Origin of the sequence: Desertibacillus haloalkaliphilus (genome assembly GCF_019039105.1) — a bacterium.
GTDB classification, from domain to species: Bacteria; Bacillota; Bacilli; order Bacillales; family KJ1-10-99; genus Desertibacillus; species Desertibacillus haloalkaliphilus.
The window spans coordinates 48247-73965 of the sequence record NZ_JAHPIV010000013.1 but is presented as its reverse complement, the minus strand read 5'-3'; the positions used below and the strand labels follow the sequence as shown (position 1 = coordinate 73965).

The 25719-nt window shown below is 39.2% G+C and carries 24 protein-coding genes; 17 read left to right on the top strand and 7 right to left on the bottom strand.

Features of this window, described 5'->3' with window-relative positions:
- The first annotated feature begins 19 nt into the window (after positions 1–19).
- Both KH400_RS15205 and KH400_RS15200 read left to right on the top strand, forming a co-directional pair.
- On the top strand, positions 20–337 hold the full coding sequence (locus KH400_RS15205) for a YbjQ family protein (protein WP_217226000.1): 318 nt from the start codon (positions 20–22) through the stop codon (positions 335–337).
- Positions 338–444: 107 nt separating this feature from the next.
- Positions 445–684 carry a hypothetical protein gene (locus tag KH400_RS15200; protein WP_217225998.1) on the top strand — a complete coding sequence of 80 codons (240 nt, stop codon included), beginning with the start codon at positions 445–447 and terminating at the stop codon, positions 682–684.
- A 168-nt stretch (positions 685–852) separates the two neighbouring features.
- Here KH400_RS15200 and KH400_RS15195 read toward each other — a convergent pair whose 3' ends face one another.
- Positions 853–1833 (bottom strand): 2-hydroxyacid dehydrogenase, encoded by a 981-nt coding sequence (locus tag KH400_RS15195; protein ID WP_217225996.1) that lies wholly within the window; start codon positions 1831–1833, stop codon positions 853–855.
- Between the two features lie 260 nt (positions 1834–2093).
- On the opposite strand from KH400_RS15195, the gene KH400_RS15190 reads away from it, so the two are divergent.
- Positions 2094–2795 (top strand): hypothetical protein, encoded by a 702-nt coding sequence (locus KH400_RS15190; RefSeq protein ID WP_217225994.1) that lies wholly within the window; start codon positions 2094–2096, stop codon positions 2793–2795.
- Between the two features lie 246 nt (positions 2796–3041).
- On the opposite strand, the gene yppF is transcribed toward KH400_RS15190, so the two are convergent.
- Together yppF and KH400_RS15180 are read right to left on the bottom strand one after the other, a co-directional pair.
- Positions 3042–3260: a YppF family protein gene (gene yppF, locus KH400_RS15185; protein WP_217225991.1), complete on the bottom strand. Its 219-nt coding sequence runs from the start codon at positions 3258–3260 to the stop codon at positions 3042–3044.
- Between the two features lie 462 nt (positions 3261–3722).
- Positions 3723–4223: a GNAT family protein gene (locus tag KH400_RS15180; RefSeq protein WP_217226186.1), complete on the bottom strand. Its 501-nt coding sequence runs from the start codon at positions 4221–4223 to the stop codon at positions 3723–3725.
- 378 nt (positions 4224–4601) lie between these two features.
- On the opposite strand from KH400_RS15180, the gene KH400_RS15175 reads away from it, so the two are divergent.
- Positions 4602–5234 carry a CAP domain-containing protein gene (locus KH400_RS15175; protein WP_217225989.1) on the top strand — a complete coding sequence of 211 codons (633 nt, stop codon included), beginning with the start codon at positions 4602–4604 and terminating at the stop codon, positions 5232–5234.
- A gap of 62 nt (positions 5235–5296) precedes the next feature.
- On the opposite strand, the gene gdhA is transcribed toward KH400_RS15175, so the two are convergent.
- Positions 5297–6682 (bottom strand): NADP-specific glutamate dehydrogenase, encoded by a 1386-nt coding sequence (gdhA, locus tag KH400_RS15170; RefSeq protein WP_246589690.1) that lies wholly within the window; start codon positions 6680–6682, stop codon positions 5297–5299.
- Positions 6683–6907: 225 nt separating this feature from the next.
- Between gdhA and gltC the strand changes: the two genes are divergently transcribed.
- Positions 6908–7813, top strand: coding sequence for a glutamate biosynthesis transcriptional regulator GltC (gene gltC / locus KH400_RS15165; protein WP_217225987.1), 906 nt, complete (start codon positions 6908–6910; stop codon positions 7811–7813).
- A 59-nt stretch (positions 7814–7872) separates the two neighbouring features.
- Here gltC and KH400_RS15160 read toward each other — a convergent pair whose 3' ends face one another.
- Positions 7873–8232: a Lin0512 family protein gene (locus KH400_RS15160; RefSeq protein WP_217225985.1), complete on the bottom strand. Its 360-nt coding sequence runs from the start codon at positions 8230–8232 to the stop codon at positions 7873–7875.
- Positions 8233–8450: 218 nt separating this feature from the next.
- Here KH400_RS15160 and pepF point away from each other — a divergent pair, with 218 nt between their 5' ends.
- The 8 genes from pepF to KH400_RS15120 all read left to right on the top strand — a co-directional run bounded on the left by pepF (position 8451) and on the right by KH400_RS15120 (position 18698).
- Complete coding sequence (gene pepF, locus KH400_RS15155) at positions 8451–10238, top strand: oligoendopeptidase F (RefSeq protein WP_217225983.1); 1788 nt, start codon at positions 8451–8453, stop codon at positions 10236–10238.
- Positions 10239–10408: 170 nt separating this feature from the next.
- On the top strand, positions 10409–10984 hold the full coding sequence (locus KH400_RS15150; protein WP_217225981.1) for a DUF2179 domain-containing protein: 576 nt from the start codon (positions 10409–10411) through the stop codon (positions 10982–10984).
- 204 nt (positions 10985–11188) lie between these two features.
- Positions 11189–11698: a ferritin gene (locus KH400_RS15145; protein WP_217225979.1), complete on the top strand. Its 510-nt coding sequence runs from the start codon at positions 11189–11191 to the stop codon at positions 11696–11698.
- Positions 11699–11933: 235 nt separating this feature from the next.
- Positions 11934–12506, top strand: a complete 573-nt coding sequence (locus KH400_RS15140; protein ID WP_217225977.1) for a cell wall hydrolase — start codon at positions 11934–11936, stop codon at positions 12504–12506.
- A 324-nt stretch (positions 12507–12830) separates the two neighbouring features.
- Positions 12831–13790, top strand: coding sequence for a 6-phosphofructokinase (gene pfkA / locus KH400_RS15135; protein WP_217225975.1), 960 nt, complete (start codon positions 12831–12833; stop codon positions 13788–13790).
- 49 nt (positions 13791–13839) lie between these two features.
- Entirely contained in the window at positions 13840–14535 is a 696-nt protein-coding gene (locus KH400_RS15130) for a DUF421 domain-containing protein (RefSeq protein ID WP_217225973.1), read from the top strand.
- A 407-nt stretch (positions 14536–14942) separates the two neighbouring features.
- Positions 14943–17432, top strand: coding sequence for a helicase-related protein (locus tag KH400_RS15125; RefSeq protein ID WP_217225971.1), 2490 nt, complete (start codon positions 14943–14945; stop codon positions 17430–17432).
- A gap of 195 nt (positions 17433–17627) precedes the next feature.
- Positions 17628–18698: a branched-chain amino acid aminotransferase gene (locus tag KH400_RS15120; protein WP_217225969.1), complete on the top strand. Its 1071-nt coding sequence runs from the start codon at positions 17628–17630 to the stop codon at positions 18696–18698.
- A gap of 80 nt (positions 18699–18778) precedes the next feature.
- On the opposite strand, the gene KH400_RS15115 is transcribed toward KH400_RS15120, so the two are convergent.
- Positions 18779–20065, bottom strand: a complete 1287-nt coding sequence (locus KH400_RS15115; protein ID WP_217225967.1) for an MFS transporter — start codon at positions 20063–20065, stop codon at positions 18779–18781.
- 284 nt (positions 20066–20349) lie between these two features.
- Here KH400_RS15115 and KH400_RS15110 point away from each other — a divergent pair, with 284 nt between their 5' ends.
- Complete coding sequence (locus KH400_RS15110) at positions 20350–21642, top strand: glycosyl hydrolase family 18 protein (RefSeq protein WP_217225965.1); 1293 nt, start codon at positions 20350–20352, stop codon at positions 21640–21642.
- Positions 21643–21809: 167 nt separating this feature from the next.
- On the opposite strand, the gene KH400_RS15105 is transcribed toward KH400_RS15110, so the two are convergent.
- The gene (locus tag KH400_RS15105; protein ID WP_217225963.1) at positions 21810–22004 is read right to left on the bottom strand and encodes a DUF2187 family protein; all 195 of its coding nucleotides are present in this window, start codon (positions 22002–22004) and stop codon (positions 21810–21812) included.
- A 233-nt stretch (positions 22005–22237) separates the two neighbouring features.
- Here KH400_RS15105 and KH400_RS15100 point away from each other — a divergent pair, with 233 nt between their 5' ends.
- The 3 genes from KH400_RS15100 to KH400_RS15090 all read left to right on the top strand — a co-directional run bounded on the left by KH400_RS15100 (position 22238) and on the right by KH400_RS15090 (position 25698).
- The gene (locus tag KH400_RS15100) at positions 22238–23143 is read left to right on the top strand and encodes a CAP domain-containing protein (RefSeq protein WP_217225961.1); all 906 of its coding nucleotides are present in this window, start codon (positions 22238–22240) and stop codon (positions 23141–23143) included.
- 103 nt (positions 23144–23246) lie between these two features.
- Positions 23247–24605, top strand: coding sequence for an MATE family efflux transporter (locus tag KH400_RS15095; protein WP_217225959.1), 1359 nt, complete (start codon positions 23247–23249; stop codon positions 24603–24605).
- 73 nt (positions 24606–24678) lie between these two features.
- Positions 24679–25698, top strand: coding sequence for a BMP family ABC transporter substrate-binding protein (locus KH400_RS15090; RefSeq protein WP_217225957.1), 1020 nt, complete (start codon positions 24679–24681; stop codon positions 25696–25698).
- Positions 25699–25719 lie beyond the last annotated feature (21 nt).

Genomic DNA, 25719 nt, shown 5'->3' with positions numbered 1-25719 from the left:
GTGATAGGAGATGATGTAAATGTTGCTTGTGACAACAGAAAACGTCCCAGGTCGAAAAACAATCGAACCATTAGGAGTGGTAAAGGGTAACACAGTGCAAGCCAAGCACCTAGGCAAAGATATCATCGGAGGACTTCGCAATTTAGTTGGGGGCAGAATGCGAGAATATGAAGAAATGTTCTTGGAGTCACGTGAGTATGCGGAAAAACAGATGATAGAGGAAGCGAAGAAACTCGGAGCAGATGCTGTTGTTTGTGTAAGATACACGTCGTCATCGATTATGGAGGGTTCTTCAGAAGTATTAGTTTATGGTACTGCCGTTCGTCTAAGTGATTGAATGGAGTGGTCAAATTTGTTAGGTTAAATCGTAATATTATGGCTCATATTAATCACGACAGTTGCGCAATGTTTGTCGTAATGATTAATGATAAGAGGTGATATAACATGAACCATGAATATGATTATGACCGAGACAACGATCGAGAAGACCAATTATCGATTGACGATATTAAGCAACTGCTACAAGATTCACTCAAACAAGAAGAAGAACTGATGAGATCGTATTTAATTTCAGCTGAACGAATTCATACAGATGGAGAATTAAAGTTACGCTTGATGAATTTTGCAGAAGGCAATGCCAAACGTTCTCGTCAATTGCAAGAAGAGATAAAAACATTATCATAAAAGGGGTCGGGACAAAACTAGTTAAAATATTGGCAATGGCTTCACTCACCACAAGCCCGTTGTGAGAAACCCACTCACAACGGGCTTTTAAAAGATGGTGGTGGAAACGCTCATGGCTTCGAGGCTCGGAAAAAAGGTGAAAAACAAACCTTTTGTCCAAGCCTCTTTCTACCCATTTTTCAAAACGCTCTCGTTTAGTAAGGTTGGTGGTTTTTCGTTACGTAAGCCTTTTTTGATGTTTTCGGCTGCTAATTTTGACATGTTATATTCACATTCAGTTGTGGAGGAACCAATATGTGGCGTTGTAACGATGTTCTCCAATGATAACAATGGATTGCTTGGGTCGGTTGGCTCCTGCTGAAACACATCAATTCCGGCAGCACGGATTTCTTTATTTTTTAGGGCGTGATACAAGGCCATCTCATCGACATTACTTCCCCTAGAACCATTTATAAAAATGGCAGAAGGCTTCATTAACTTGAATTCTCGTTCACTAATCATATGGTGGGTTTCAGGTGTAGCTGGAACCATTAAGCAAACGAAATCGGATTGCTGTAACAGGTCATCTTTTTCGCAATACGTTGCATCATACATTTCTTCTGCTTGTTTGTTTCTCGTGCGGTTATGGTAAAGAATGTTCATATCAAAGCCGAGGTTGGCACGCTTTGCAATCGCTTGACCGATGCTTCCCATACCGATGATGCCTAAAGTTTTATGATGAACATCAATCCCATATTGATCAGGTTGTAGGGAGATATTCCATTTTCCTGATTTTACGTGGTGATCAAGCTCTGAAATCCTGCGGGCGGAAGAAAGCATAAGTCCAAAAACGGCATCCGCTGTCGTGTCATCTAACACCCCTGGCGTATTGGTTGCCATAATATTTCGTTTTGTTAGTTCTTCAAGATCGAGGTTGTCATGACCAACAGAAACGTTCGATACAATTTTAAGTTTTGGAGCTTTGTCTAATAATTGCTTTGTCACCTGCAAAGCTAATCCAATGATCCCCTCTGTTTCTTGTAAGGCTTTAGTAAATGTCGGATCATCTAAGTATTCTTCGTTGCTAAAGGTTGTGACATCGAAATCCTCTTTTAAATCTTCAATGACGCGGTCATCCACGCGCATATAAGCTAGAACTTTTGGCTTCATAGTAAGCTCCTTTCCAGATGTTTTCCACCATCATGTTCACGTTTTTTCGTTCCCCCCCTCGTAATTACGGGCTCTCGTTACGGATAAATATCCACCTTTTATTATTGTATTATAGAAAAAACATTAGGAAAAGTATTGTATGCTTACTGTTTGGAACTTCCGGATTTTTCCAAAAATGAATTGGTTGAAAAAGGAATGAGCAATTATGATAGGATGGACAGATACTATAACTGATCATTTTATAAAGGATGGGATGTTTAATGTCTTTAGAGTGGTTTGACCGTGTTTGTAGTGAAATGCAAGATTATATGGAATCGATTTGTGAAAAATACGATGAAACAGGACAGATGACCATTGATCGTGCTGCAAAACACCCAAAAATTGAATTTTATGTTGAACTTGATGATGAGGGGGAACGTGACTTTTTCTGCACGTTGTTTTTTGACCCACATAATGAAGAGTTTTATATTGAAGAATTTGATATGAATTTAGACCAGACCTCACGAACAATACTCCCTGATATTGAAGATATTGTTGATGCTGTTCATGAATCGTTTCATGATTATATGGAGCTTGAAGCCGTTGAAGATGATGAAGGTGAGTATGTTGTAATCCATGATGACGAAGGATATTCTGTTGTTCACGAAGATGATTACGCCGTCGGTGAAGACGAATATTATGATGAACAAGAATACGCTGATGAAGAGGTTGTAGAAGTGGAGTGGACAAGCCCAGAAGTATTGGCGTACGCGTATGTGGACGAAGTTGAAGTTGCTTACCAGTTTGGAGTCGTAGAAGATACAGGCGATGGCGTACTTCGCAGAGTGAATCGGATCAAAACAGATGATGACGATTTAATTGAAGATGAGACGAATTTTATATTTAGTAAAGAAGAAGCAGCAACAATTATTGAGTTAATTGAAAATAATATGGAGAACATGGAAGGATTTGAATTACCATAACAAAGAAGGGGCGCTAATGGCAATTTAGCGGTAGTGCTAGTCCCTTAGATACAGTGCTTATCGTATGTAGCTACAAAAGGGGATTTGTTAATCGTCAAATAATGAGTAACTCATTATTTGACGATTAAATAGCACAAGTATTGCTATAAGAAATGTCGATGGTTCTTCAAAGCCATGTAGAGCATCGAAGTGGCATCAAAGGTTTTAAATTAAAGGTTTGAAGTTGAAAAGAGCTACGAGAAACAGTTATGAGAATAACTTTGAGTTGAACATACCAATTTCAGAGAAATAAATAGGCTTTTCAGCACCACGCTCACTTAATTCCTTAAACAGCTGTCGATATTGTGAAATCGTAAGCTCCCCATAAATATAACTACGTTGGATAAAGTCTAACAATTCATTTACATCTTGTGGCTTGGTTTGTTTGAACTGACGAAACTGTTGAATTAACTCTTCTAACTTCATAAAAGACCTCCTTAGTGTGTATACGCTTACAATTGATTTTAACATAAAATTGTTAGATTTTATATTTTTTGAAAATTAAAACTTGCGACAAGATCTTACATGATTTCCAGTGTTCTGACGTTAGGTTAGGTGGAGAAGTAAAAACGGCGCTGGGACATAACTAAAACCTTCCAATCTAAAAAGGAGAGTGATTAGAATGTTAACTCTCAGTTTTAACGTAGGCAATATTAACTGCTGAATAAATTGAAATGTTGAATGGTGATTTACTTGGTCCGGTAAGCGACGACTATCCGAGGCGGGAATTAACTGTCACAGTAGATCTTGTACACAGCAATAACATTGACAAAAGCATCGTAACAGAAAAATCCGAACGTATTCTAATTCAATTGGGGAAATTTAGAATCATCGTTCGGATTTTGATAGGGCTTAAATACATGTGACCCAGATTGGTCTTTTAACAACCTAATTAGTGTTGCAAATAATTTTACCGGTCTTTTGTTCAGTTGTTAGTTGGACTTGAAAGTTATGCTTTTTATAAAAGTGAATGAGTCGGTCTAAATGCCCCCAATCTCTTTCGGCGATGTCTCCTTGAATGAACTGGATATTATGCTTTCTAGCAATTTCTTTTAAATAGTACATACAGACCGATCCATATCCACGGTTTTCTTCGCCTTTAATGTCTCCGATGTGAATAGTGTGTTCATCTATATATTGTGCTTGAATACAGAAATCCCATTGTCCACGGTAGGGGGCCTCACAATCATTCAGCATGACCCGACACGAATGTCCGTCATCAAGAGCATAGATAATAACCCAACGATTTTCTCTCGGTTGATCAATTCCGATGACTTGCCATTTTTTTGCGATTTCTTTTAAGTTTTGCTGCATACGAAAAACTTGGAATTCTAGTTCTTCAAAGTCCCTTTGAAGGGTAACGGGGTCAGGAGTTTCGTCCGTTTTCATTAGTAATTTATCCGTTAACACGATGATCCCCTTTCAGTAAAAGCTAGTATGTCACACAGAGAACGTTTTTAGGTAGACTACCTTATTCTCTGAATCTGTTTACAATTTTCGTATTTTAGTAGGAATTTGGTTATTTAGCAATGACATTTAATTTCGATTATTGGTTGTGTGTGAAGGTGACTGGCATTTAGAAAGGGGAATGAGAGTTATTTTGCGATTTGCTCCCTTTTCAACTGTGATCTGCTTATATCTCGCACGGTCAATGGCTAAGTATTTTTAGAAATCATGGGAGAAAATCAAATTTACATACATAGTGCAGCGTAGAGAATTACAAACTAGGTGAGAGTCAACCGGAAAATAATAATTTTAGTGGAGGTAATGTTTGTGATTAAGAAAACTTTTTTATTCGTACTAGCTCTAATGTTTGTTTTTCCTGCGATTGAGTCACATGCTCAAATCCAACATTTCGAAGAACCACCATTTTCTCATTATAAAGTTTCTCCAGGTGATTCGTTTTGGTTTATTGCCCAGCGCTATGGGCTGGATTACCGTGAGCTAATGCGGTTAAACCCAGATGTGGAACCTAGAAATATGCAAGTTGGTGAAGTGATTCGCTTAAAGCCAGATGCTCAGCATCACAGTGGCTTTGAGGGCCAAGTCGTACAGTTAGTCAATCAAGAAAGAGCAAAGCAGGGGTTAGGTTCATTAACTCATCGAGCAGATTTGAAGAATGTCGCTCATAAAAAAGCAGAGGATATGATTAATTCAAATTACTTTTCACATACGAGCCCGAACTATGGATCTCCGTTTGATATGATGCGAACATTTGGGATAAGTTACACAACGGCAGCAGAAAACATTGCAAAAGGTCAAAAAACGCCTCAAGAGGTTATGAATTCTTGGATGAACTCTCCAGGTCATCGTCAAAATATCCTAAATGGTCAATTTGATTCCATTGGAGTTGGCTTTTATCAAGGAGCATGGGTGCAAATGTTTATAAAAGCAAGATAACTAAAAGAAGGTAAGCAAGATAGAAGGAATACTCCTATCTTGCTTACCTTTTTATGACTTCCTTAAATGACACCTTGAGTGATCATGGCATCGGCTACTTTAACAAAGCCAGCAATGTTAGCACCAATGACTAAATTACCTGGATGACCATATTCCTCAGCTGCATTTACAGAGTTACGATAAATATCTTTCATAATTTCTTGAAGCTTCTCATCGACTTCAGCAAATGTCCAGTTTAATCTCGCGCTGTTTTGTGCCATTTCTAAGGCTGAAACAGCAACGCCACCTGCATTAGCTGCCTTGGCAGGACCGAATAAGACATTGTTTTCTAGGAATAGGTCGATGGCTTCTAGTGTAGATGGCATATTCGCACCTTCTCCGATCGCTTTAACCCCATTCGCTACTAATAACTTAGCATCAGCTATCTCGATTTCATTTTGAGTTGCGCAAGGGAGAGCGATATCGCAAGGGATAGACCAAATACCTCCACAGCCTTCGACAAACTCAGCTTCAGTATGTTCATTGACATATTCGCTAATTCGTTTACGTTCAACTTCTTTTAATCGTTTGACAGTATCAAGGTTAATTCCGTTTTTATCGTAGATGTACCCACTTGAATCACTACATGCAACGACTTTTGCTCCTAGTTCAGTAGCTTTTTCAATTGCATAGGTAGATACATTACCAGATCCTGAGATAACAACAGTTTTACCTTCAAAGCTGTCACCTTTGTCTTTGAGCATTTCTTGAACGAAGTAAACGGTACCGTAGCCTGTTGCTTCTGTACGACCTAAGCTTCCACCGTAGCCGACACCTTTTCCTGTAAGGACGCCTGCTTCATACGCACCGCGAAGTCGTTTATATTGACCGAACATATAGCCAATCTCGCGTGCGCCAACACCAATATCACCTGCTGGAACGTCTGTATCAGGGCCGATATGTTTGCTCAGTTCAGTCATAAAACTTTGAGTAAACCGCATAATTTCATTATCTGATTTTCCTTTTGGATCAAAGTCTGATCCACCTTTTCCTCCACCGATAGGCTGGCCTGTTAATGAATTCTTGAAAATTTGCTCAAATCCCAAGAACTTAATGATACTAGCATTAACAGAAGGGTGGAAACGTAAGCCACCTTTATAAGGGCCAATTGCACTATTGAACTGTACACGGAAGCCACGATTGACATGGACTTTTCCGTTGTCATCTACCCACGGAACGCGAAAAGTGATCATTCGCTCAGGCTCAACCATACGCTCGAGAATACCATGTTCCATGTAGATCGGTTTTTTAGCAAACACTGGTACAAGTGAATCAAAAATTTCTTTAACTGCTTGGTGAAATTCATTTTCATTGCTATTTCGCTGCTTAACTAATTCAAAAACATTATTTACATACTCTTTAGCATTTAGCATTTCCTTTGTTGGTTTTGTTTCTTGTAATGTTGTCATCTTTCTAAAATCTCCCCTTTTTGTTTATAATTAAGTGTTAGTTGATACATCTACCTTCACTTGGATTGATGTTCCATGATCGCTTGTAAGATTTCAACGATTTTGTAAGATTATATAACGCGTTTGCATACATGTATTTTATAATTTTAAATCGATCTAAAACAATATATAATTTAGATATAAACAATGCTGAAATGAGATTAGTTACAAAATAGGGAGGAATACATGGAATTAAGACAGATTCACTATTTTATTGAAGTAGCGAAGCGAGAGCACGTGACGGAGGCTGCGAATGCGATGCATGTTGCACAGTCAGCTGTTAGTCGCCAGATTTTCAATTTAGAATCAGAATTGGGTGTCAAGCTGTTTATTCGTGATGGAAGAAATGTGAAGCTCACACCGATCGGTAACATGTTCTTAGCTCATATGAAAGAAGCGATGCAGGTGATTGATAATGCAAAACGGGAAGTAGCTGAATATTTACAGCCAGAACGTGGTACCGTTCGAATTGGCTTCCCGAGTAGTATGGCGACATACACCCTACCGACAGCTATATCTGCTTTTCGAGAGCAATATCCCGAAATAACCTTTCAATTTACTCAAGGTTCGTATCGATCGTTGATAGATTCGGTTGTCAAAGGTGATTTTGATATGGCGTTACTTGGTCCGATCCCTAAGCATGAAAAAAAAGTGCAGGCAGAAATCTTGTTTCTTGAGAATATTGTTGCCCTTTTACCGATCAATCATCCATTTTCAGATCAATCCTCCATTAAGCTTGATCAATTACGGAATGATTCGTTTGTCTTATATCCTGAAGGCTTTGTTTTAAGGGAAATAGTCGTTCATGCTTGTCAACAGTTAGGTTTTCAACCGAATGTCTCATTTGAGGGGGAGGATATTGATGCGATTAAAGGTCTAGTGTCTGCAGGTTTAGGTGTGACACTGATTCCAGAAATAACATTAATTGACAGTATGCCACGCTCAACTGTGAAGCTTCCAATTAGTGAGCCGGAAGTGACTCGTACGGTGGGGGTCGTCACCCCTAGTGAACGTGAACTGTTACCAACCGAGAAGTTATTTTATGAATTTTTGAAACAATTCTTTGCACGTTTAGGGGATTTCAACAAATAATGTACAGTCGGGGAGGGGACCTAAAGTGAGGTGCAATTTTTTTCGGTCCCCTTTTTATATTAATACCCGACTTCAATTGCTGCGATAACAATATACATTTGATCGTTTTTATCAGCCTTGTCTTTTAAGACGACGCCACTTGTTGTAGACATCCCTCCATGGGTGACCTCAACCGTGATATCCCCATATGGCAACACTTCTTTTATAGCTTCCTTATCTACCTGATCGAGGTCGCAAGGGACGGCAAGTTTGACATTGACGCGCATGTTCTCAATTTTATTTTCAGGCAATACAGATCGTAAGCCTGGCATGGAATTTGAGTGAATGGCGTTTTCGACCGCGCGAACCGAGGCTTTTGTCACATCCTGACCATGGACATCAGTGCCCATGCCTGTTTCAATGAAAAAGATTTTCTCCATCGCTTTTCTCCTTTCAAAGATTCTGTAAATATTTTATCGTACACTCACTTGTTTTTAAATAGATCTTTCAACCATCGGAGGTTGCCAACTTTTAATTCGTACTCAAGCTGGTAATAATGATAATCTAAAATATAAGACAGATCGAATACATATGTGTATAGTGAGGGTGGAAACAAGTGTAAATCGTTACATAAGTAATCATGAAGGGAGTTTTGTTGATGAAAACATTTCAATCGCGGGATGACGTACCAGTCCATGAAAAATGGAGGTTAGAGGATTTATATTCAAACCTTGATCGATGGGAGCAAGACTTTGCGAATGTTCTAGAGATGGTAAAGAAGCTAAGCTCATTTGACGGTGAGATCCATCAAGCGCAAGATTTGCTTGAGTATCTCAAGCTTTCGGAAGAGCTTGGTTTAGTCTATAAATGCCTGTATGTGTACGCGATGCTAAAAGTAGATACCGATACGAGGGTGAATGAATCTCAAGCATTACTTGAGCGCATCAGTCAGGTCGGCCAACAAATCAGTGCTGCCACCTCGTTTTTTAAGCCATTTTTATTAAGTCTTGATGAATCCACTTTAAAACAATATTTAGAAGAAGTAAAAGAGTTGACCTATTTTGAAGATGATTTATATGAATTGTACCGTTATAAAGATCATGTATTATCGAAAGAGAAGGAAGAAGTGCTTTCGCAAATGGGGGATGCGCTCTCCTCACCTGGGAAAACATTTGGGATGATCAACAATGCCGATATTGCTTTTGGAGAAGTCACCAATGATGATGGAGAAAAAGTCTCTCTAACGAGGGGGATGTATGCAAAGTTAATTGAAGATAAGGATCGTCAAAAACGAAAAGAAGCCTATAAAGCTTATTATAAACCATATGTCCAATTGCAGAATACAACAGCATCTACGTTAGCAACGGCGGTAAAAAATAATGTATTGATGGCAAACCTTCGCCGTTATCCATCAGCGTTGGAAAAGTCGCTTTTTGCTGACGAAGTCCCAAAACAAGTCTACGAAAACTTAATAAAGGTGACAAAACAGAACCTCGAACCGATGAAACGATATGTTCGTGTGCGAAAAGAAATGTTAGGCGTTGATGAATTACGAGCATATGACTTGAGCGTTCCACTTGTGGATGGCGTGAAAAAAGACATTTCATTTGATGAGGCGTATGAGACGATGTTAGAAAGTTTAGAGCCCCTCGGAAACGAATATGTATCGACGTTACGCGGCTTTAAGGAAAAGCGATATATTGATGTTCGGGAAACACCAGGGAAACGATCAGGTGCCTACAACATCGGTGTATATGGTGTCCATCCATTTATTTTGCTCAATCACCGAGACGACCTTGATAGTTTATTTACATTAACCCATGAATGTGGGCATGGGATGCACTCTTATTACAGCTCAACACATCAACCGCCTAATCGCGCTGGTTATTCGATCTTTGTTGCTGAGGTTGCGTCAACGGTTAATGAAGTGCTGCTCATTCGTCATTTGCTCGAGCGTACGAACGATAAGCAAATGAAAAAGTACTTATTAAATCATTTTATCGACAGTTTCAAAGGGACGATGTTTACACAAGTCATGTTTGCTGAGTTTGAAAAGATTACGCATGAAAAAGCAGAGGCTAAAGAACCATTAAACGCTGATGTTTTCCATTCCATTTATGAACGTTTATTCAGGGAGTATCATGGCGAAGAGCTAGTGATTGATGATGAAGTGAAATTTGGCTGGTCACGGATCCCACATTTCTATCGCCCATTCTATGTGTACAAGTATGCGACTGGTTATGCAGCGGCGATTCATTTAGCTGACCAATTATTAACAGGGGATCAGCAAACGTTAAATGCTTATCTCACATTTTTGAAAAGTGGAAGCGCAGATACCCCATTAAATTTATTACGTGCAACAGGTGTTGATCTGACCAAACCAGAACCGATTGAGCAGGCGCTTTCAACGTTTGGAGGATTAGTTGATGAGTTTTCGGCGTTGTAGACAATCATAATCAGAAATCATCCAGTAACATGTTTGCTTGAGTGAGAGACAGGGTATCATAAGAAGAGTAACTAGAATGTCAATAGGGAAAATTTTTTTAATATAGTTATGTTCCTGATGAATTTCTGTTACACTTATCTAGGTTTATTTGATGTAAAGGAGGATGAGTGATGTTACAGGCGTTCATTATCTTTGTTGCTCAGTTAGCGTTAGTCCCTGTCTTGACTCTTCGAACAATCCTTGTCGTAAAAGGTATGAAAACCCAAGCTTCTGCGATGGGAATGTTGGAAGGTATTATATATGTAGGTGCCTTAGGGCTTGTCTTTAGTGATTTATCGAATTATATGAATATGGTTGCTTATGCGTTAGGCTTCGGACTTGGGGTTTACCTAGGGGGGATGTTAGAGGAGAAATTAGCGATTGGCTATGTAACCATTGAAGCTAACATTCCACATAAAAATGTTGAGTTGATTAATCGTCTTCGAGAAGTAGGATTCAGTGTTTCAACGAGTGAAGTTGAGGGTATGAATTCGATGCGATACCGCTTAGATTGTACGGCAAGGCGTGATCGTGAAAAGGAATTTTACCGTATTATTAGTGATTATGAGCCATCTGCTTTTGTCGCTTCGTATGAACCACGGAGTTTTAAAGGTGGATACATTACCAAAGCGATGAAAAAACGAAGAGAACTTTTCTTAAAGAAGAAAAGAAGGAAAGAAGAAGCAAACAAACACGAGGCCGTATAGCGGCCTCGTGTTTGTTTGTTAAAAAATTGTAATAGGTATCTTGTTGGAATAACTAGTCAAAGACAGTGGTAGTATAATGATATGCGATCCTTTCATTAAAAAGAGTTTAGAAAAGTTATCATTGTTTACATTTCATTTTATCATTGGGAATATTTACTGTTATAATAGGTAATGAGTTTGTATTAAATAAATGGAGGTTACTATATGTTAAGTGATAAATTATTAGAGGCATTAAATGAACAAATGAACTTTGAGTTTGAGTCAGCTCATACATATATGGCAATGGCAGCCTGGTGTTCGGACCAAAGTCTTGATGGCTTTGCTAACTTCTTCTTAGTTCAAGCAGAGGAAGAACGCTTTCATGCAATGAAATTTTATAACTATATTAATGATCGTGGCAAGAGAGCGACGATTACAGGTTATGACACGCCAAAAAATGAGTTCGATTCCATTCTTGATGTGTATAAGCATGGCTATGAGCATGAACGAATGGTAACGGAAAGGATTTATAAGCTATCCGATATTGCAATGGACGAACGCGAGCATGCAACGATTCAATTTTTGAAGTTTTTCTTAGATGAGCAGGTCGAGGAAGAGGCCATGTTCGATACGATTATCGACAAATTGAAGTTGGTTGAAAATGATAAACATGCGTTGTTTATGCTTGATGATGAATTCTCAAAACGTACATTCACACCAGGTGGAAATGAATAGGAAGTAACTAGTGAATGATAAGCTAGTAAAAACGGGTAAGAGATGCTTTCAGTAGCAACTCTTGCTCGTTTTTTTGTATATGAACATTCATATGAAGAGAGCTTGTTCTTTGTTTGTTCCCTAAATACTGGAGGCTAAACCAACGACCGCCTAATGAATCAATTCTATGAACCTGTTAGTCTTGTACACATGCTATCGATATATAGCAAATGGTTGATTCATAGGAGGTAATAGAATGCGTAAATTAATGATGACAATGACATTGGCTCTGTCAGTAATTTTTATTGGACATGAGGGTGCAGAAGCATCAACTGTACACGATACACAAGCAGGTGAATCGTTATGGATTGTGGCAAATCAATACGGGGTTTCGATGAATGAATTAAAAGAATTAAATAATAAAATTGAAGATCATTTAGATATTGGTGAGAGCTTGGTTATCCCTGTTACGATTACAGATGATGAAAAACAATTATTAGCACAACTCGTTACTGCTGAAGCGAAGGGAGAACCTTACGCGGGGCAAGTAGCTGTTGCGACTGTTGTATTGAATCGAGTAAAAAGTGATGAATTTCCAAATTCAATCCGTGGGGTTATTTATGAAGACCGACAGTTTACCCCTGTGTCTAACGGGACCATTAATCAACCAGCAACTGAGTCGGCGAAACGAGCGGTTAATGAAGCTTTAGCTTTTCAAGGGCTTGGTAATGGTTCATTGTTCTTCTATAATCCAGAAACGGCAACAAACCACTGGAATGCTCAACGTCAAGAGACCATCCGTATTGGAAATCACGTTTTCGCAAAATAAGAAATGGTGTCTGAGTGTTGACGTAAAAACGAATATCTTCTAATGGAACAATGAGCTGACCCTAATGGGTTAGCTCTTTTTTTCATTTGATAGGAGCGGAGTACGCCAGTAAGGGAAAATAGCGATGTTAATGGATGAATTTTTTCACTAGAGTAAAAGAGGTTGGTTCAAGGAGAGAAGGTGCAACTACCTAATGTGATCATTGGTGTGCCCTCACTTATACGTGGGACTGCTCCTTCTTTTGCTTGTCTGAATGAATAATGGTTAGAAACGATAAAAATGGATCAAAATTATAGTAGCAATCGAAAAAAGGAGTGGGAACAAATGAAACGTATTGGTGTGTTAACGAGTGGCGGCGATTCTCCAGGTATGAATGCAGCTGTGCGCGCGGTTGTTCGTAAAGCTTTGTATCATAATGTTGAAGTGTACGGCATTTTTCGTGGCTATGCTGGTTTACTTAATGGTGAGTTTGAGCGCTTTCAATTAGGTTCTGTGGCCGATATTATTCATCGTGGCGGTACGATATTACATAGTTCAAGGAGTGAAGAGTTTAAAACAGTAGAAGGACAAAAAAAGGCAGTGGCCCAGCTCCGTGAAAAAGGGATTGATGGCGTTGTTGTCATTGGTGGAGATGGATCTTACCGTGGGGCACAAAAATTAAATGAACATGGAATAGCGACGATTGGTGTGCCGGGTACCATTGATAATGATATCGCTGGTACCGATTTCACGATTGGCTTTGATACCGCTTTAAACACAATTATTGATGCAGTTGATAAGATCCGCGATACGGCTAGTTCTCATGAACGAACGTTTATCGTGGAAGTGATGGGACGGGATGCTGGTGACCTTGCCTTATGGTCTGGTCTTGGCGTTGGTGCAGAAACGATTATTGTACCGGAAAGTAACTATCAAATGGATGAGATTGTGAAACGCCTTCAGCACGGGGCCGAACGAGGGAAGAAACATAGCATTATCGTTTTTGCTGAAGGTGTCGGTGATGTGATGGCATTTGCTGATGAGCTGAAAAAAGAGACCCATACTCAAAATCGAGTAACCGTATTAGGTCACCTGCAGCGCGGAGGCTCACCAACAGGATTTGATCGTGTGCTAGCGAGTCGGTTAGGGGCATTTGCAATCGAGTTGTTGATTGCAGGTAAACAAGGCCGAGCTGTTGGGATTCAAAAGAACGAGTTGGTTGAGCTTGATTATGATGAGGTTTTTAACGCACCACATCACTTGAATAAAACAATGATTGAACTTGCAATAGAACTTTCGATTTAAATAAAATGCTTGTTCACTCTTATGAGGATAGTAAAAGAGAGGGGTAGGCGTGAATACAAACTTTTTTCATTTAACTCTCGAACTTTTAGCCGGATTCTTGGCACTACTGTTGATCACCAAGTTATTAGGAAAGACGCAAATTACTCAAATTACACCATTTGATTTTATTTCTGCGCTCGTTTTAGGTGAATTGGTTGGGAATGCCATTTATGATAAAGAAATAGGCATCCATTATGTTCTTTATGCGGTAGCTATTTGGGGAACGTTAATTTCTTTTGTTGAATTTTTAACGCAACGGTATAAGGGGACAAGGTCGATCCTCGAGGGTTCACCAGCGATCGTTATTCGTAATGGACGGATTGACCGTCAGCAGTTAAAGAAAAATAAATTAGATTTAAATCAGTTGCAGCATTTGTTGCGTGATAAAGATGTCTTCTCGGTCCGTGAAGTTGAATATGCGATTCTAGAGGCAAATGGAACGATAAATGTACTTAAAAAAACAGAAAATCAAAACCTAACTCGAAAAGATATGAATGTGCAGGTGGAACCTGTGTATTTACCAGTGACGATGATCCTTGATGGTGAAGTATTATGGGATAACATTGAAGAAGCCGGATTTACGGAGGAATGGCTCTATGGTCAGCTTAATCTTAGTGGAGTTGTTAAGCCTGAGCATGTGTTTTATGCTGAATGGATGGAGGGACAGCCTCTCTTCATTCAAACATACAACGCAGCAAGACCTTAGTAAAGGCAGCGACGATCGTCTATTTTTTTAGATAGGTATAGAGAGCGAGCAAAAATAAAAGGTCGACAAGTAAAATAATCACCAAGATTGCGGCACTTGTATAAATAAAAAATATACGACCAGTCAGGGCATCGATGGTTTCTACCCCTTTCATGAAAAAGTACCAAATGGAAAACAGAAGTGAACTCCACACTGTCAAGCGAAAAAAAGTTAATGATCGAACTAACTTTTCGTTCAATGTTTTATCCTCCTCATCAATCATATAATAATAGTGTAGAATACACAGATGATTTCATCTATGAACATTTCGTAGCTCTGTTATATCTGTTGGAAATGGTTGTCAACGATTCACACCTTTTGCTACAGTAAGAGATAAATCAATTGGATGTAACGAAAGGAGTCGTGTCTTGGAAAAGTTAACAGCAGTGTACCATGATGCCGTGGCTCATACAAAAAAGAAGGTCCTTGAAGATCTTGACCAATACCTAGGTGTTCAAGAAGACTTGCCATCGTATCAGCAGTTTTTAGAAGATCGCAGTGAATACATTGAGCAGATTTGGTTTAATGTCTGGTTAAATAAAGCGACAAATAAGGTGCCAAAAAAAATCAAAAACAGTTATTTACAAGAACGAGGCTACGACATTGATGGTGTTAACCGAAAGCATGTCAATAAGCTCTTTCGCAATGAAATAAAGACAGAGGAGCCCTTTTATGTGAGGGGATGGCTTGATGAGGTGTTTATCGGTCAAGAAAAGGAATGGAGGAGACGGTATGAGCAAGCGAAGGTAAAGGCCTATGAACGAGAACAAGAACAAAAGCGAATGGAAACAGAAGAAACGATAAAAAAATTCGCTATACAGCTTATGAAAAGCCAGCGGCTAGAGCTTTTTTTACAGCTTCGTTATGTTGTTGCCTTGCAAGTAGGTAAGGATCTCGAAAACAGATCAGGTAGTACCCGAATGGTTGATGAAACATCGAGATATGAACTAATGTCCGACTTTTTTGAATTGTTCACAAAATATCCAGACGGTAGTAATGAAGACTATATTTATTACGGCGCCTTATACGAGCCATTGATTGATTCGTATCTTGCTTCGCTAGTGGTTGAGAAGGTCTTCAATCAAATGCCACAACGGTACATTCATCAGTATGAAGAGGCGTATAACCATCGCTTAACTGGCGAGGTTATTGAACGATTGATTGGTAACTTTCTACAAACGTTGCAAAACGACTTTTTTGGTATGATTGAAGAGGAGTACCTCTCAGACCTCCTGGCTCTAGCAAAGACTAGCTTTGATATAGAGGAGCATCGTTTGATTTATGAACAAGATTTCTATAAACGTGATCAACGCAAACAAGAACGAGCGGTTGCGCTAGCGCGTAAAGAGGAAGAAGAGGCACGGATTCTTGAGGATATTTTTGGGAGGGAGTACAACCCACCTTTAGGACGAAACATTCGTTATGTTTTACATATTGGTGAAACAAACACTGGTAAAACGTATCATGCCTTACAACGGATGAAAGAAGCAGAGAGCGGTTTGTATTTAGCACCGTTACGATTACTTGCACTTGAAGTGTACGATAAATTAAATTATGAAGGGGTTCCTTGCTCGTTGAAGACGGGAGAAGAAGAGAAAATTGTTCATGGTTCAACCCATATTGCCTGTACAGTTGAAATGTTTCGTGAGAATGATTCCTATGATGTCATTGTTATTGATGAAGCACAAATGATTGCTGATAAAGACCGCGGCTTTTCGTGGTATAAAGCAATTACAAAAGCGAATGCAAAGGAAGTCCATATCATCGGAAGTCGTAATGCAAAAGAGATGATGTTCCAACTGTTAGGAGATTCGGCGATCGAAGTACATGAGTACAGCAGGGACATCCCATTACAAGTTGAAAAGAAGCCTTTTAAAATCAAACAGACGAGCACTGGTGACGCTCTTGTTTGTTTTTCTAGGAAACGTGTACTAGAAACAGCAGCTAAACTTCAAAAAAATGGTCACTCTGTAAGTTTAATTTACGGAAGCATGCCTCCAGAAACGAGAAAGAAGCAAATGCAACAGTTTATTGCAGGTGAGACGACGGTTATTGTCTCAACGGATGCGATTGGTATGGGGCTTAATTTGCCGATTCGTAGAATTGTATTTCTTGAGAATGAAAAGTTTGATGGTATTCGAAGACGCCGACTAACCTCACAAGAAATTAAGCAAATTGCCGGTAGAGCTGGGCGAAAAGGAATTTATGATGTGGGGAAAGTTGCTTTTACCCAGGAGATTAAGAAGATGAGACGATTACTCATGCAAGAGGATAAACCAGTCCATACGTTTGCGATTGCACCAACCCCTAGCGTGTTTGAGCGTTTTCAAAAGCATTATCGTGATCTAGGAACTTTTTTTGAATTATGGAAGAAATTTGAGAGTCCACCTGGCACGAAGAAAGCTTCACTCCAAGAGGAGCGTGCGCTTTATGCGACCATTCGAGGTTCTGAAATCGAAGGTCGATTGTCTTTAATGGACCTTTATGGATTCTTGCATATGCCGTTTTCGAAAAAAATTCCTGAGCTTACAAAACAATGGCGTCAGATGATGTTTGCCATCGTTGGCGGCCGTGAACTTCCTGAACCAAATATTCGGCATGATAGCCTTGAAGAGCTTGAGCTATCTTATCAAGCCGTTGGCCTACATCTCTTGTTTTTGTACCGTCTTAATCGAGGAACCGAAGCCATCTATTGGGAGCGAATTCGCGAACAAATTAGCAACGAAGTTCATGATTCTATAAATACCGATGTTAAAAATTTTACGAAACGCTGTAAGTATTGTCGTCGTGAACTTTCATGGGAATATCCATTTTCAATGTGTGATGATTGCCATGCTAAACGATATTTGATGGTGTGAGGGCTTACGAATAATATCTCATGAATAGAAGAAGTGAGATCTAGTGCTCCCTTCTTCTATTTTATCATGATCATTTTACAGTATTATTAGAACAGATTGAACATTTCTACTTGTAAAGTGTTGACGAAATACTTAAAATAAATGAAACACTATTCTTTTCATTACATTACAATAATTATTTGGAGGGGAATATAAATGAGTGATCATACACTTACTGTTGTTAAACGTTCATCTAAAAAAGAGAAACCGGCTTCAGACCAACTTGTGTTTGGAAAGCATTATACAGATCATATGTTTATCATGGATTATGAAGAAGGGAAGGGCTGGTATGATCCTAGGATTGTACCTTACGAGCCGGTGACATTAGACCCTGCAGCCATGATTTTTCATTATGGACAAACGGTGTTTGAAGGGTTAAAAGCCTATCGTTCGAAAGAGAACCGAATTTTATTATTTAGACCTGAGAAAAATTTACAGCGTATAAATACGTCAAGTGAACGGCTGAGTATTCCAAGAATTGATGAAGAACAAGTATTGGAATATCTAAAACAATTAATTGAGATTGACCAGGACTGGGTTCCATCAACTCCAGGAACATCACTCTATATTCGTCCGTTTGTGATTGCTACTGAACCTAACCTTTCGTTAGCCCCTTCAAAAACATATAAATTTATGATCATATTATCACCTGTAGGGTCTTACTATGCAGAAGGAATCAATCCGGTAACGATCAAGGTAGAAGAGAAATACACAAGAGCGGTACGTGGTGGAACAGGTGCAGCGAAAACAGCAGGGAACTACTCATCCGCATATAAGGCACAAGAAGTAGCAACGAAAGAAGGTTTTTCTCAAGTATTGTGGTTAGACGGGGTGGAAAAGAAGTATATTGAAGAAGTTGGCAGTATGAACGTCTTCTTTAAAATCAATGGAGAGGTCGTTACGCCACAATTAAATGGAAGTATATTAGAAGGAATTACGCGTTTATCCACAATTGAATTGTTAAGAAGCTGGGGAATCCCTGTTATTGAGCGGCAAATCACGATCGAAGAGTTGTTTCAATATCATAAAGAAGGAGCGCTAGAAGAGGCGTTTGGAACGGGAACAGCTGCTGTGATATCTCCAATTGGTGAACTTAGCTGGGGAGAACACCAGGTGGTCATTAATCACCGTCAAACAGGTGAATTGGCAAAGCAGTTATATGATAAGTTAACCGGGATTCAAACCGGTGTTGAAGCAGATGAGTACGGTTGGACGATAGAAGTATAAATGTAATGAGGAGCGTTACATAAACGATAAACTAATCATTAAGAAAACAGAGAAGACACCACGTGTCCTCTCTGTTTTTTTTAGCATTTAACTTCTGCATTTTTTCTTTGGTAGTAGAACCAGTTGAGTAAAATTGAAATGACATAAAATGCAACAAAGATATATAATGCTGTCACGTATGCACCAGTTGATGCTAAAGACCAACCAAATAATTGCGGAATTAAGAATGATCCATAAGCCGCAAAAGCTGCTGTAAATCCAAGTACTGGTGCAGCTTCTTTCGGTGGGAAGATGATTGGAATCATCTGGAATGTTGATCCTGACCCAGCACCTGATGCCATAAATAAGATTAGAAAGGCAACTAAGAACCCGAAGAAGCTTTGTTGTCCAAGAAAGAAGATCACAGATAACGCCCCAAGAGTCATAAGAATAAGCGTATAAGCTGTAACTCTTGCCCCCCCGAACTTATCTGAAAGCCAACCACCAACCGGACGGAATGCAGCGGCAAGAAAGGCTCCTATGAAGGCTAAACCAGCATATTCGGGAAATGATGAATTTAATAATAATGGAAATGCAGCCCCATAGCCGATAAATGACCCGAATGTTGCAACATATAACCAAGTCATAATCCATGTATGTTTGCGTTTGACAACGACGAACTGGTCTTTCGCAGATTGCTGTGTATTTGGTAAATTATCCATCCCAAAATAAGCAATGATTGTTAAAGCAATAATCGGCACGACCCAAATAAATGCTGCGTTTTGTAACCAAATTTCTGAACCATTAGGTAAAACTTGACCTTCGCCGCCAATAAATGAAAATGTCCCAACGGCAATAGCTAGTGGTGTCATAAATTGTACGACGGACACCCCCATATTTCCTAAGCCACCATTAATTCCAAGTGCTGTTCCTTTTTCCTTTTTTGGGAAAAAGAAACTCATGTTTGAAGATGAAGATGAAAAGTTTCCGCCACCAAGTCCACAAAGGGCAGCAAGTACAAGCATCACCCAGTACGGCGTGTCTGGATTTTGAACAGCAAAACCGATACCAACAGTTGGTAATAATAAGATACCTGTTGAGAAAACAGTCCAGTTACGGCCACCAAATTTTCCGACTGCAAATGTATAAACAAAACGTAAAGTCGCCCCAACTAACCCTGGAATGGCTGCTAACGTAAATAATTGCTCATCCGTAAACTGGAAGCCAACATCGTTTAGGCGAATCGCTACGACTGACCAAATTTGCCAAACGATAAAAGCCATCATTAATGTAGGAACTGATATCCATAAGTTTCTTTTCGCGTGTTTTCTTCCTTCTTTTTCCCAAAATTCTTCATTTTCGGGATTCCATTCAGTAATTCTTGCCATATCTTTTTCCCCCAATAGTTTTTGTTTAGACTCTTTCGCCTGTCTCTTTATATTCAAATCATAGTAGTTATGAAAGAAAAAGAGTGTGATTTACCTCACATATAGCCGTGGAATTCAACAATGTTTGAAAAATCGACAAAAAATAGTGAGAGAAGTAATGATTTAAAGGGTAAAGTACTTTTTTATATGATTTAACAATCATTTGATTAAGGTCAGGCATCTGATTCGTATGGTTTGAATACGGATGTAAGGAAAAGAAATGCAAAGGTCAGGAGGGCTAGATCGTGCAAATTCATGTTGTCTCTCCGGGAGAATCATTGTGGGGCATTTCGCAAGCCTATCAAATCCCGTATCAACAAATTATAGAAGCCAATCAATTACCTAATCCAGAACAACTCGTTGTTGGTCAAGCGATTGTTATTCCAGTTGCGGGGCGTTTTCATTGGGTACAGCAAGGAGAAACCGTTTGGCAGTTAAGTCAGCGTTATCAAGTTCCGGTTGAACATATTTTAGCGATGAACCATATACAATTCCCACAACACATTCCAGAAGGTTACCGGTTGTATGTACCAGAAAGTTATCATCGGCAACAGCCAGCCATCGATGTAGGTGCATATGTGGATCTCGGGATTACGGGGGAGGAATCACCTGAGGTTGTCGCTGAGGTTGCTGAACATCTAACATTCTTACAAATTTTTAGTTACGAATTAAATCGAGATGGTTCATTAACCCCGATTAATGATCAAGTGATCATTAATACGGCTTATGAGGATCGGGTTGTACCGTTAATGGTGATCACAAATATTGAAGACGGACAATTTAGTACCGAGGTTGCAACCGCAGTACTACAAAGTGAAGAATTACAAAACAAGTTGCTAGATGAAGCGATCGCAATTATGGAGCAAAGAGGGTATTTAGGTTTAGATTTTGACTTAGAATACCTCGGTGCTGAAAACCGTGAGCCGTACAATGAGTTAATGAGAAAAGCAAAATCAAGGCTCGAGCAACGAGGATTTTACCTATCAAGTGCACTTGCACCTCAAGTAGAGCCTGGGATGCCAGGGGTATTATACGAAGGACATGATTATGCAGCACATGGTGAAATTGCAGATTTTGTATTCTTGATGACTTATGAATGGGGATGGACAGGTGGACCACCGATGGCTGTTGCTCCGATAAGCCAAGTTCGACGTGTCATCGAGTATGCGGCGAGCGTTGTACCTAATGACAAGATCATGATGGGGGTTCCGCTCTACGGTTATGACTGGACCTTACCTTTTGTAGAAGGAGAAACAAGGGCAAGAGCGATCGATCATCAAGAAGCCATAGAATTAGCTGCACGATACAATGCTGCGATTGAGTACGATTGGGAAGCCCAATCTCCATTCTTTACTTATGTTGATGAGGAGGGACTTGAGCATGAAGTCTGGTTTGAGGATGCACGAAGCATTCAAGCAAAGTTTGACTTAGTGAAAGAAATGGGACTGCGGGGTTTGTATTACTGGGTTTTAGGTTGGGAATTTCCACAAAATTGGTTGCTGTTGGAAGATAATTTCACAATAAATAAACGTGTATAGGAGCTATCCGTTTAGTAGTTGCTCACCTCAGGTACAGTGTATAGATCAAATTGTACCTGAGGTGAGTATTTCTTAATCAGAAATAGCTCTATTTAACGTGTTAGCGGATCACGTGGACGAGCATGCCGACACGATGACTCGCGTCGATTTCAAATGTATACACTTAATTACGATTTCACGGTAAATTTACTTTTATTGATCACCGTACGTGCGGGTTTTCCGTTATCTTCTTTTCGATTTAATTCAATGGCGACTGAGTTTGTATAAACGGCAATCACTTTAGCAGTCTGACCTTTTTCAGAACCTTTATTTATTTGAATAATGTCTCCAACTTCGACACCCATTAATTGTTCATCTGACATGTTTAATTCCTCCTTTTTGTTTAGCATAACCTACTTCATGTATGACATGAATAGGGGCAAATTTGTTTGTATGGATTATTATAGATGAATTTATTGAAGATGAAAATATTGTTCAGCAAATTTGCAACAACATTTTATCACATTGCGGTTTTTATAACTACATTTACCATCTATACTTTATGACTTGAAAATCCATCATAAAAGTACAAATCAAATTTAAAAAGGAGTTACAAATGATGAAAAAATTAATGACAACAATGGTGTTAATGATTTTTTTACTTTTATGTCTTGGAGGGTGTGCGAATGGGGATGATGTAGCATTTGAAGCCCAGCACAATGGTAGTCTGCAAAAAGGTCATCAACAACGTACAGATCATACGATCATGGAAAACGATGATGACAATATTTCTAGTGAAAGTACAACAAAGTCAAGTAATGAATTCCCGCATACAAGGTCAGTTAAAGTTCAAGAAGCTAAATATCGTTTTGAGGTTGTACCTCAACAGCAACAACAAGAGCAGCAACAAATCGAAATCAGGCAACAACAAGCAGGTCAACAGCAACAACAACAGCAACAACAACGGCAAGAACAACAAGAACGACAAGCACGTCAGCAACAAGAGCAGCAACCAGAGCAACCGATAGCAGATCCTGAGCAACATCAAGAAACGGCGCCTGAAGAACAGGCACAAGAGCAACAGCAACCACAAGCGGATGAACAGCAAGAAGATCAGGCCCCTGAAGCTGATCAAACAGAAGGAATTAATGAAATGGAACAACAAGTGATTGAGTTAACAAATGCTGAAAGACGTAATAATGGATTGTCGGAATTACAAGCACACCAGTCACTAAGCTCAATTGCTCGAAAAAAGTCACAAGATATGCAACAAAATGATTATTTTTCACATACTAGTCCAACGTACGGCTCGCCATTCGATATGATTAGAGATGGTGGAGTATCTTATCAATCTGCGGCTGAAAATATTGCTCAAGGCCAACCATCAGCTGAACAAGTGGTGCAATCATGGATGAATAGTGAAGGTCACCGGAAAAATATTTTAAATGGAGAGTTCACGCATATTGGTGTAGGCTATGATGAAACAGGTCACCATTGGACACAAATGTTTATAAAAGAGTAGCAAAATGTGAGGATCGGCTTTTGTCGATTCTCTTTTTGATTGACTTGTTCGTGTATTTCTGGTATTATATTTATTTTTGAATAGCGTTTTTGGAGGAAAGTACATGCATTATGCGCAAACGATACGTGAAAAAATAAAATTATTTATAGTGATTTTATGGCCGATTTTAGTGACTCAAATCGGCTTATTTGCTATGAACTTTTTTGATACGCTCATGTCTGGTAGAGCAGGCACGGATGATTTAGCTGGTGTTGCAATCGGTTCAAGCTTGTGGCTTCCGTTATTTACTGGACTTAACGGCGTATTATTAGCGGTTACACCGATTGTTTCACAGTTTATCGGAAGCGGCGAGCGTAACAAGATTGGTCATACAGTTACTCAAGCTCTATATGTGGCAGTTCTAATCGGTCTAGCAGTGATTTTGGTAGGTGGCTTCCTGTTGGAGCCGATATTACTGTTTATGAATTTAGAACCGGCAGTCCATCAGATTGCGAAGCATTATCTCATTGGATTAGCCATAGGGATTGTCCCATTATTTGTTTCGAATGTGATTCGGAACTTTTTTGACGCACAAGGACATACAAAAATTACGATGATCATCACATTAATGGCCATCCCTTTTAACATTTTATTAAATTACGGTTTAATTTTTGGCGCGTTCGGTTTGCCTGAGCTAGGAGGGGTTGGTGCAGGTTACGCAACAGCGATCACCTATTGGATAATTGTTGGTTTTAGCATTTGGATGACCGTTAAGGTTGAGGAGGTTAGGCCATTTCGTTTATTTGTGAATTGGTACATCCCGTCACCCGTGACATGGAAGGAGATTTTAAAAATTGGAATACCAATCGGTCTTTCAATCTTCTTTGAAGCAAGTATCTTTGCAGCGGTAACATTAATGGTTGGGGCTATGTTTGATACCGTAACGATTGCTGCCCATCAAGCGGCTATAAATTTTACCACATTGATTTTTATGGTTCCTTTAAGTATATCGATGGCATTGACCATTATGGTTGGCTATGAAGTAGGAGCTAAACGAATCCACGATGCTAGGCAATACACGCGTCTCGGAGTCATAGCATCAATCGGAATCTTGAGCATTAGTTCAATTTTTCTATACCTGTTCCGTGAACAGGTTGCGATGCTTTATAGCGATCATAGAGGAGTTGTGATTATGGTCAAGCAATTTTTGATTTTTGCGATCTTTTATCAATTATCCGATGCCGTTCAAAGTTCACTTATTGGTGTTTTAAGAGGATACAAAGATGTTACCATTCCGTTTTTTATTGCTCTTTTATCTTATTGGGGTGTAGGGATACCATCTGGGTTTATTCTTGCTGTCTATACGCAATTAGGTCCGTATGGATACTGGATAGGGATCACGATTGGTTTAACCTGTGCTGCAGTTGGGTTTTATTTAAGGTTACGCTTAATTCAAAGCCGTTTGGATGTTAGGGAGATTTGATCGTTTTTTGTCAGTTTTGAATGAACGTTTGATGCTATAATAGAAGTAAAAAAGAGAAAAAAAGAGGGGAAATATGTCACAAAAAAAAATACTATCACGAATCATTATAACGAGTATTATCCTCGCGAGTGCTTTAATTATAAGCGTTGCATTTAGAGTATATACAATAACAATGAATGACAACGAAGGTACAGCGATTGATGTTGAAGATTTTTCTGTCGGTATTATTACTTCCGATAGGATTTATGATCAAAGCTGGGGGAGCCTTGCTTATGAGGGAAAGCAAAGGATCAGAGAAGAATTCCAGGTCCAAGTTGAATTAGTGAGTGAAAGGGATACCGATGAGAAGATTGCACAGACGGTGAGAATGTTTATTGATCATGGCCATGACATCATCATTGGTCATGGGAGAGAGTTTTCAGACGTGTTTACAAAAGTGGCACCTGACTATGAACATATTCATTTTGTCACTATAAATGGAACATCACAACATGACAATCAATCGGTCTTCACATTTCATAATATTTCTCATGGATATTTTACGGGTTTAGTTGCGGCACTTATGACTGAAACAAATAAGATTGCAATCATTGACCCATTTAAAAATACAGACGAGGGCACAGTAGGATTTAAATATGGAGTGAAAAGTGAAGATTCATCAATTACGCTGATACACAAAGTGGTTAATAGTCGTGATGATGAACATGAAGCAGCGCTTTTAGCTAGGGAAGCAATTGAGGATGGAGCAGATGTGATTTTTACAAAAGGAAATGCGTATAATCGAGCTGTTATTCATGAAGCCGAGGGTGCAGATGTCTATGCGATTGGTTATTTAGATGACCAAGCGTATATGGCCCGTGACCATGTCATTACGAGTGTAATGGTTGATATTCCAGAAACATATATTAGTATTTTACGTCGATTTTTACGTCCAGATGGATTACGTGCTGGTGAAACTGTACTTGATTTTAAAGACGGGGTATACAAATTTGCCCCTCTTGGACCGATGGTATCAGATGAAATTGAAAACAAATTGAAGGATACAATCGAAAGCTATAATAATGGTTCATATATCATTGATATAGATAGTTGATTGTTTAAACAGTGGGAAGGG

Excerpts from the sequence above, each read along its gene's own strand:
- KH400_RS15105 (WP_217225963.1), bottom strand. The coding sequence starts at position 22,004 with ATGTCAGATGAACAATTAATGGGTGTCGAAGTTGGAGACATTATTCAA.
- KH400_RS15140 (WP_217225977.1), top strand. The coding sequence starts at position 11,934 with ATGCGTAAATTAATGATGACAATGACATTGGCTCTGTCAGTAATTTTT.
- pepF (WP_217225983.1), top strand. The coding sequence starts at position 8,451 with ATGAAAACATTTCAATCGCGGGATGACGTACCAGTCCATGAAAAATGG.
- KH400_RS15090 (WP_217225957.1), top strand. The coding sequence starts at position 24,679 with ATGTCACAAAAAAAAATACTATCACGAATCATTATAACGAGTATTATC.
- KH400_RS15195 (WP_217225996.1), bottom strand. The coding sequence starts at position 1,833 with ATGAAGCCAAAAGTTCTAGCTTATATGCGCGTGGATGACCGCGTCATT.
- KH400_RS15150 (WP_217225981.1), top strand. The coding sequence starts at position 10,409 with ATGTTACAGGCGTTCATTATCTTTGTTGCTCAGTTAGCGTTAGTCCCT.
- KH400_RS15095 (WP_217225959.1), top strand. The coding sequence starts at position 23,247 with ATGCATTATGCGCAAACGATACGTGAAAAAATAAAATTATTTATAGTG.
- KH400_RS15160 (WP_217225985.1), bottom strand. The coding sequence starts at position 8,232 with ATGGAGAAAATCTTTTTCATTGAAACAGGCATGGGCACTGATGTCCAT.
- KH400_RS15115 (WP_217225967.1), bottom strand. The coding sequence starts at position 20,065 with ATGGCAAGAATTACTGAATGGAATCCCGAAAATGAAGAATTTTGGGAA.
- yppF (WP_217225991.1), bottom strand. The coding sequence starts at position 3,260 with ATGAAGTTAGAAGAGTTAATTCAACAGTTTCGTCAGTTCAAACAAACC.
- KH400_RS15100 (WP_217225961.1), top strand. The coding sequence starts at position 22,238 with ATGATGAAAAAATTAATGACAACAATGGTGTTAATGATTTTTTTACTT.
- KH400_RS15180 (WP_217226186.1), bottom strand. The coding sequence starts at position 4,223 with ATGAAAACGGACGAAACTCCTGACCCCGTTACCCTTCAAAGGGACTTT.
- KH400_RS15175 (WP_217225989.1), top strand. The coding sequence starts at position 4,602 with ATGTTTGTGATTAAGAAAACTTTTTTATTCGTACTAGCTCTAATGTTT.
- KH400_RS15200 (WP_217225998.1), top strand. The coding sequence starts at position 445 with ATGAACCATGAATATGATTATGACCGAGACAACGATCGAGAAGACCAA.
- gdhA (WP_246589690.1), bottom strand. The coding sequence starts at position 6,682 with ATGACAACATTACAAGAAACAAAACCAACAAAGGAAATGCTAAATGCT.
- KH400_RS15190 (WP_217225994.1), top strand. The coding sequence starts at position 2,094 with ATGTCTTTAGAGTGGTTTGACCGTGTTTGTAGTGAAATGCAAGATTAT.
- pfkA (WP_217225975.1), top strand. The coding sequence starts at position 12,831 with ATGAAACGTATTGGTGTGTTAACGAGTGGCGGCGATTCTCCAGGTATG.
- KH400_RS15145 (WP_217225979.1), top strand. The coding sequence starts at position 11,189 with ATGTTAAGTGATAAATTATTAGAGGCATTAAATGAACAAATGAACTTT.
- KH400_RS15120 (WP_217225969.1), top strand. The coding sequence starts at position 17,628 with ATGAGTGATCATACACTTACTGTTGTTAAACGTTCATCTAAAAAAGAG.
- KH400_RS15205 (WP_217226000.1), top strand. The coding sequence starts at position 20 with ATGTTGCTTGTGACAACAGAAAACGTCCCAGGTCGAAAAACAATCGAA.
- gltC (WP_217225987.1), top strand. The coding sequence starts at position 6,908 with ATGGAATTAAGACAGATTCACTATTTTATTGAAGTAGCGAAGCGAGAG.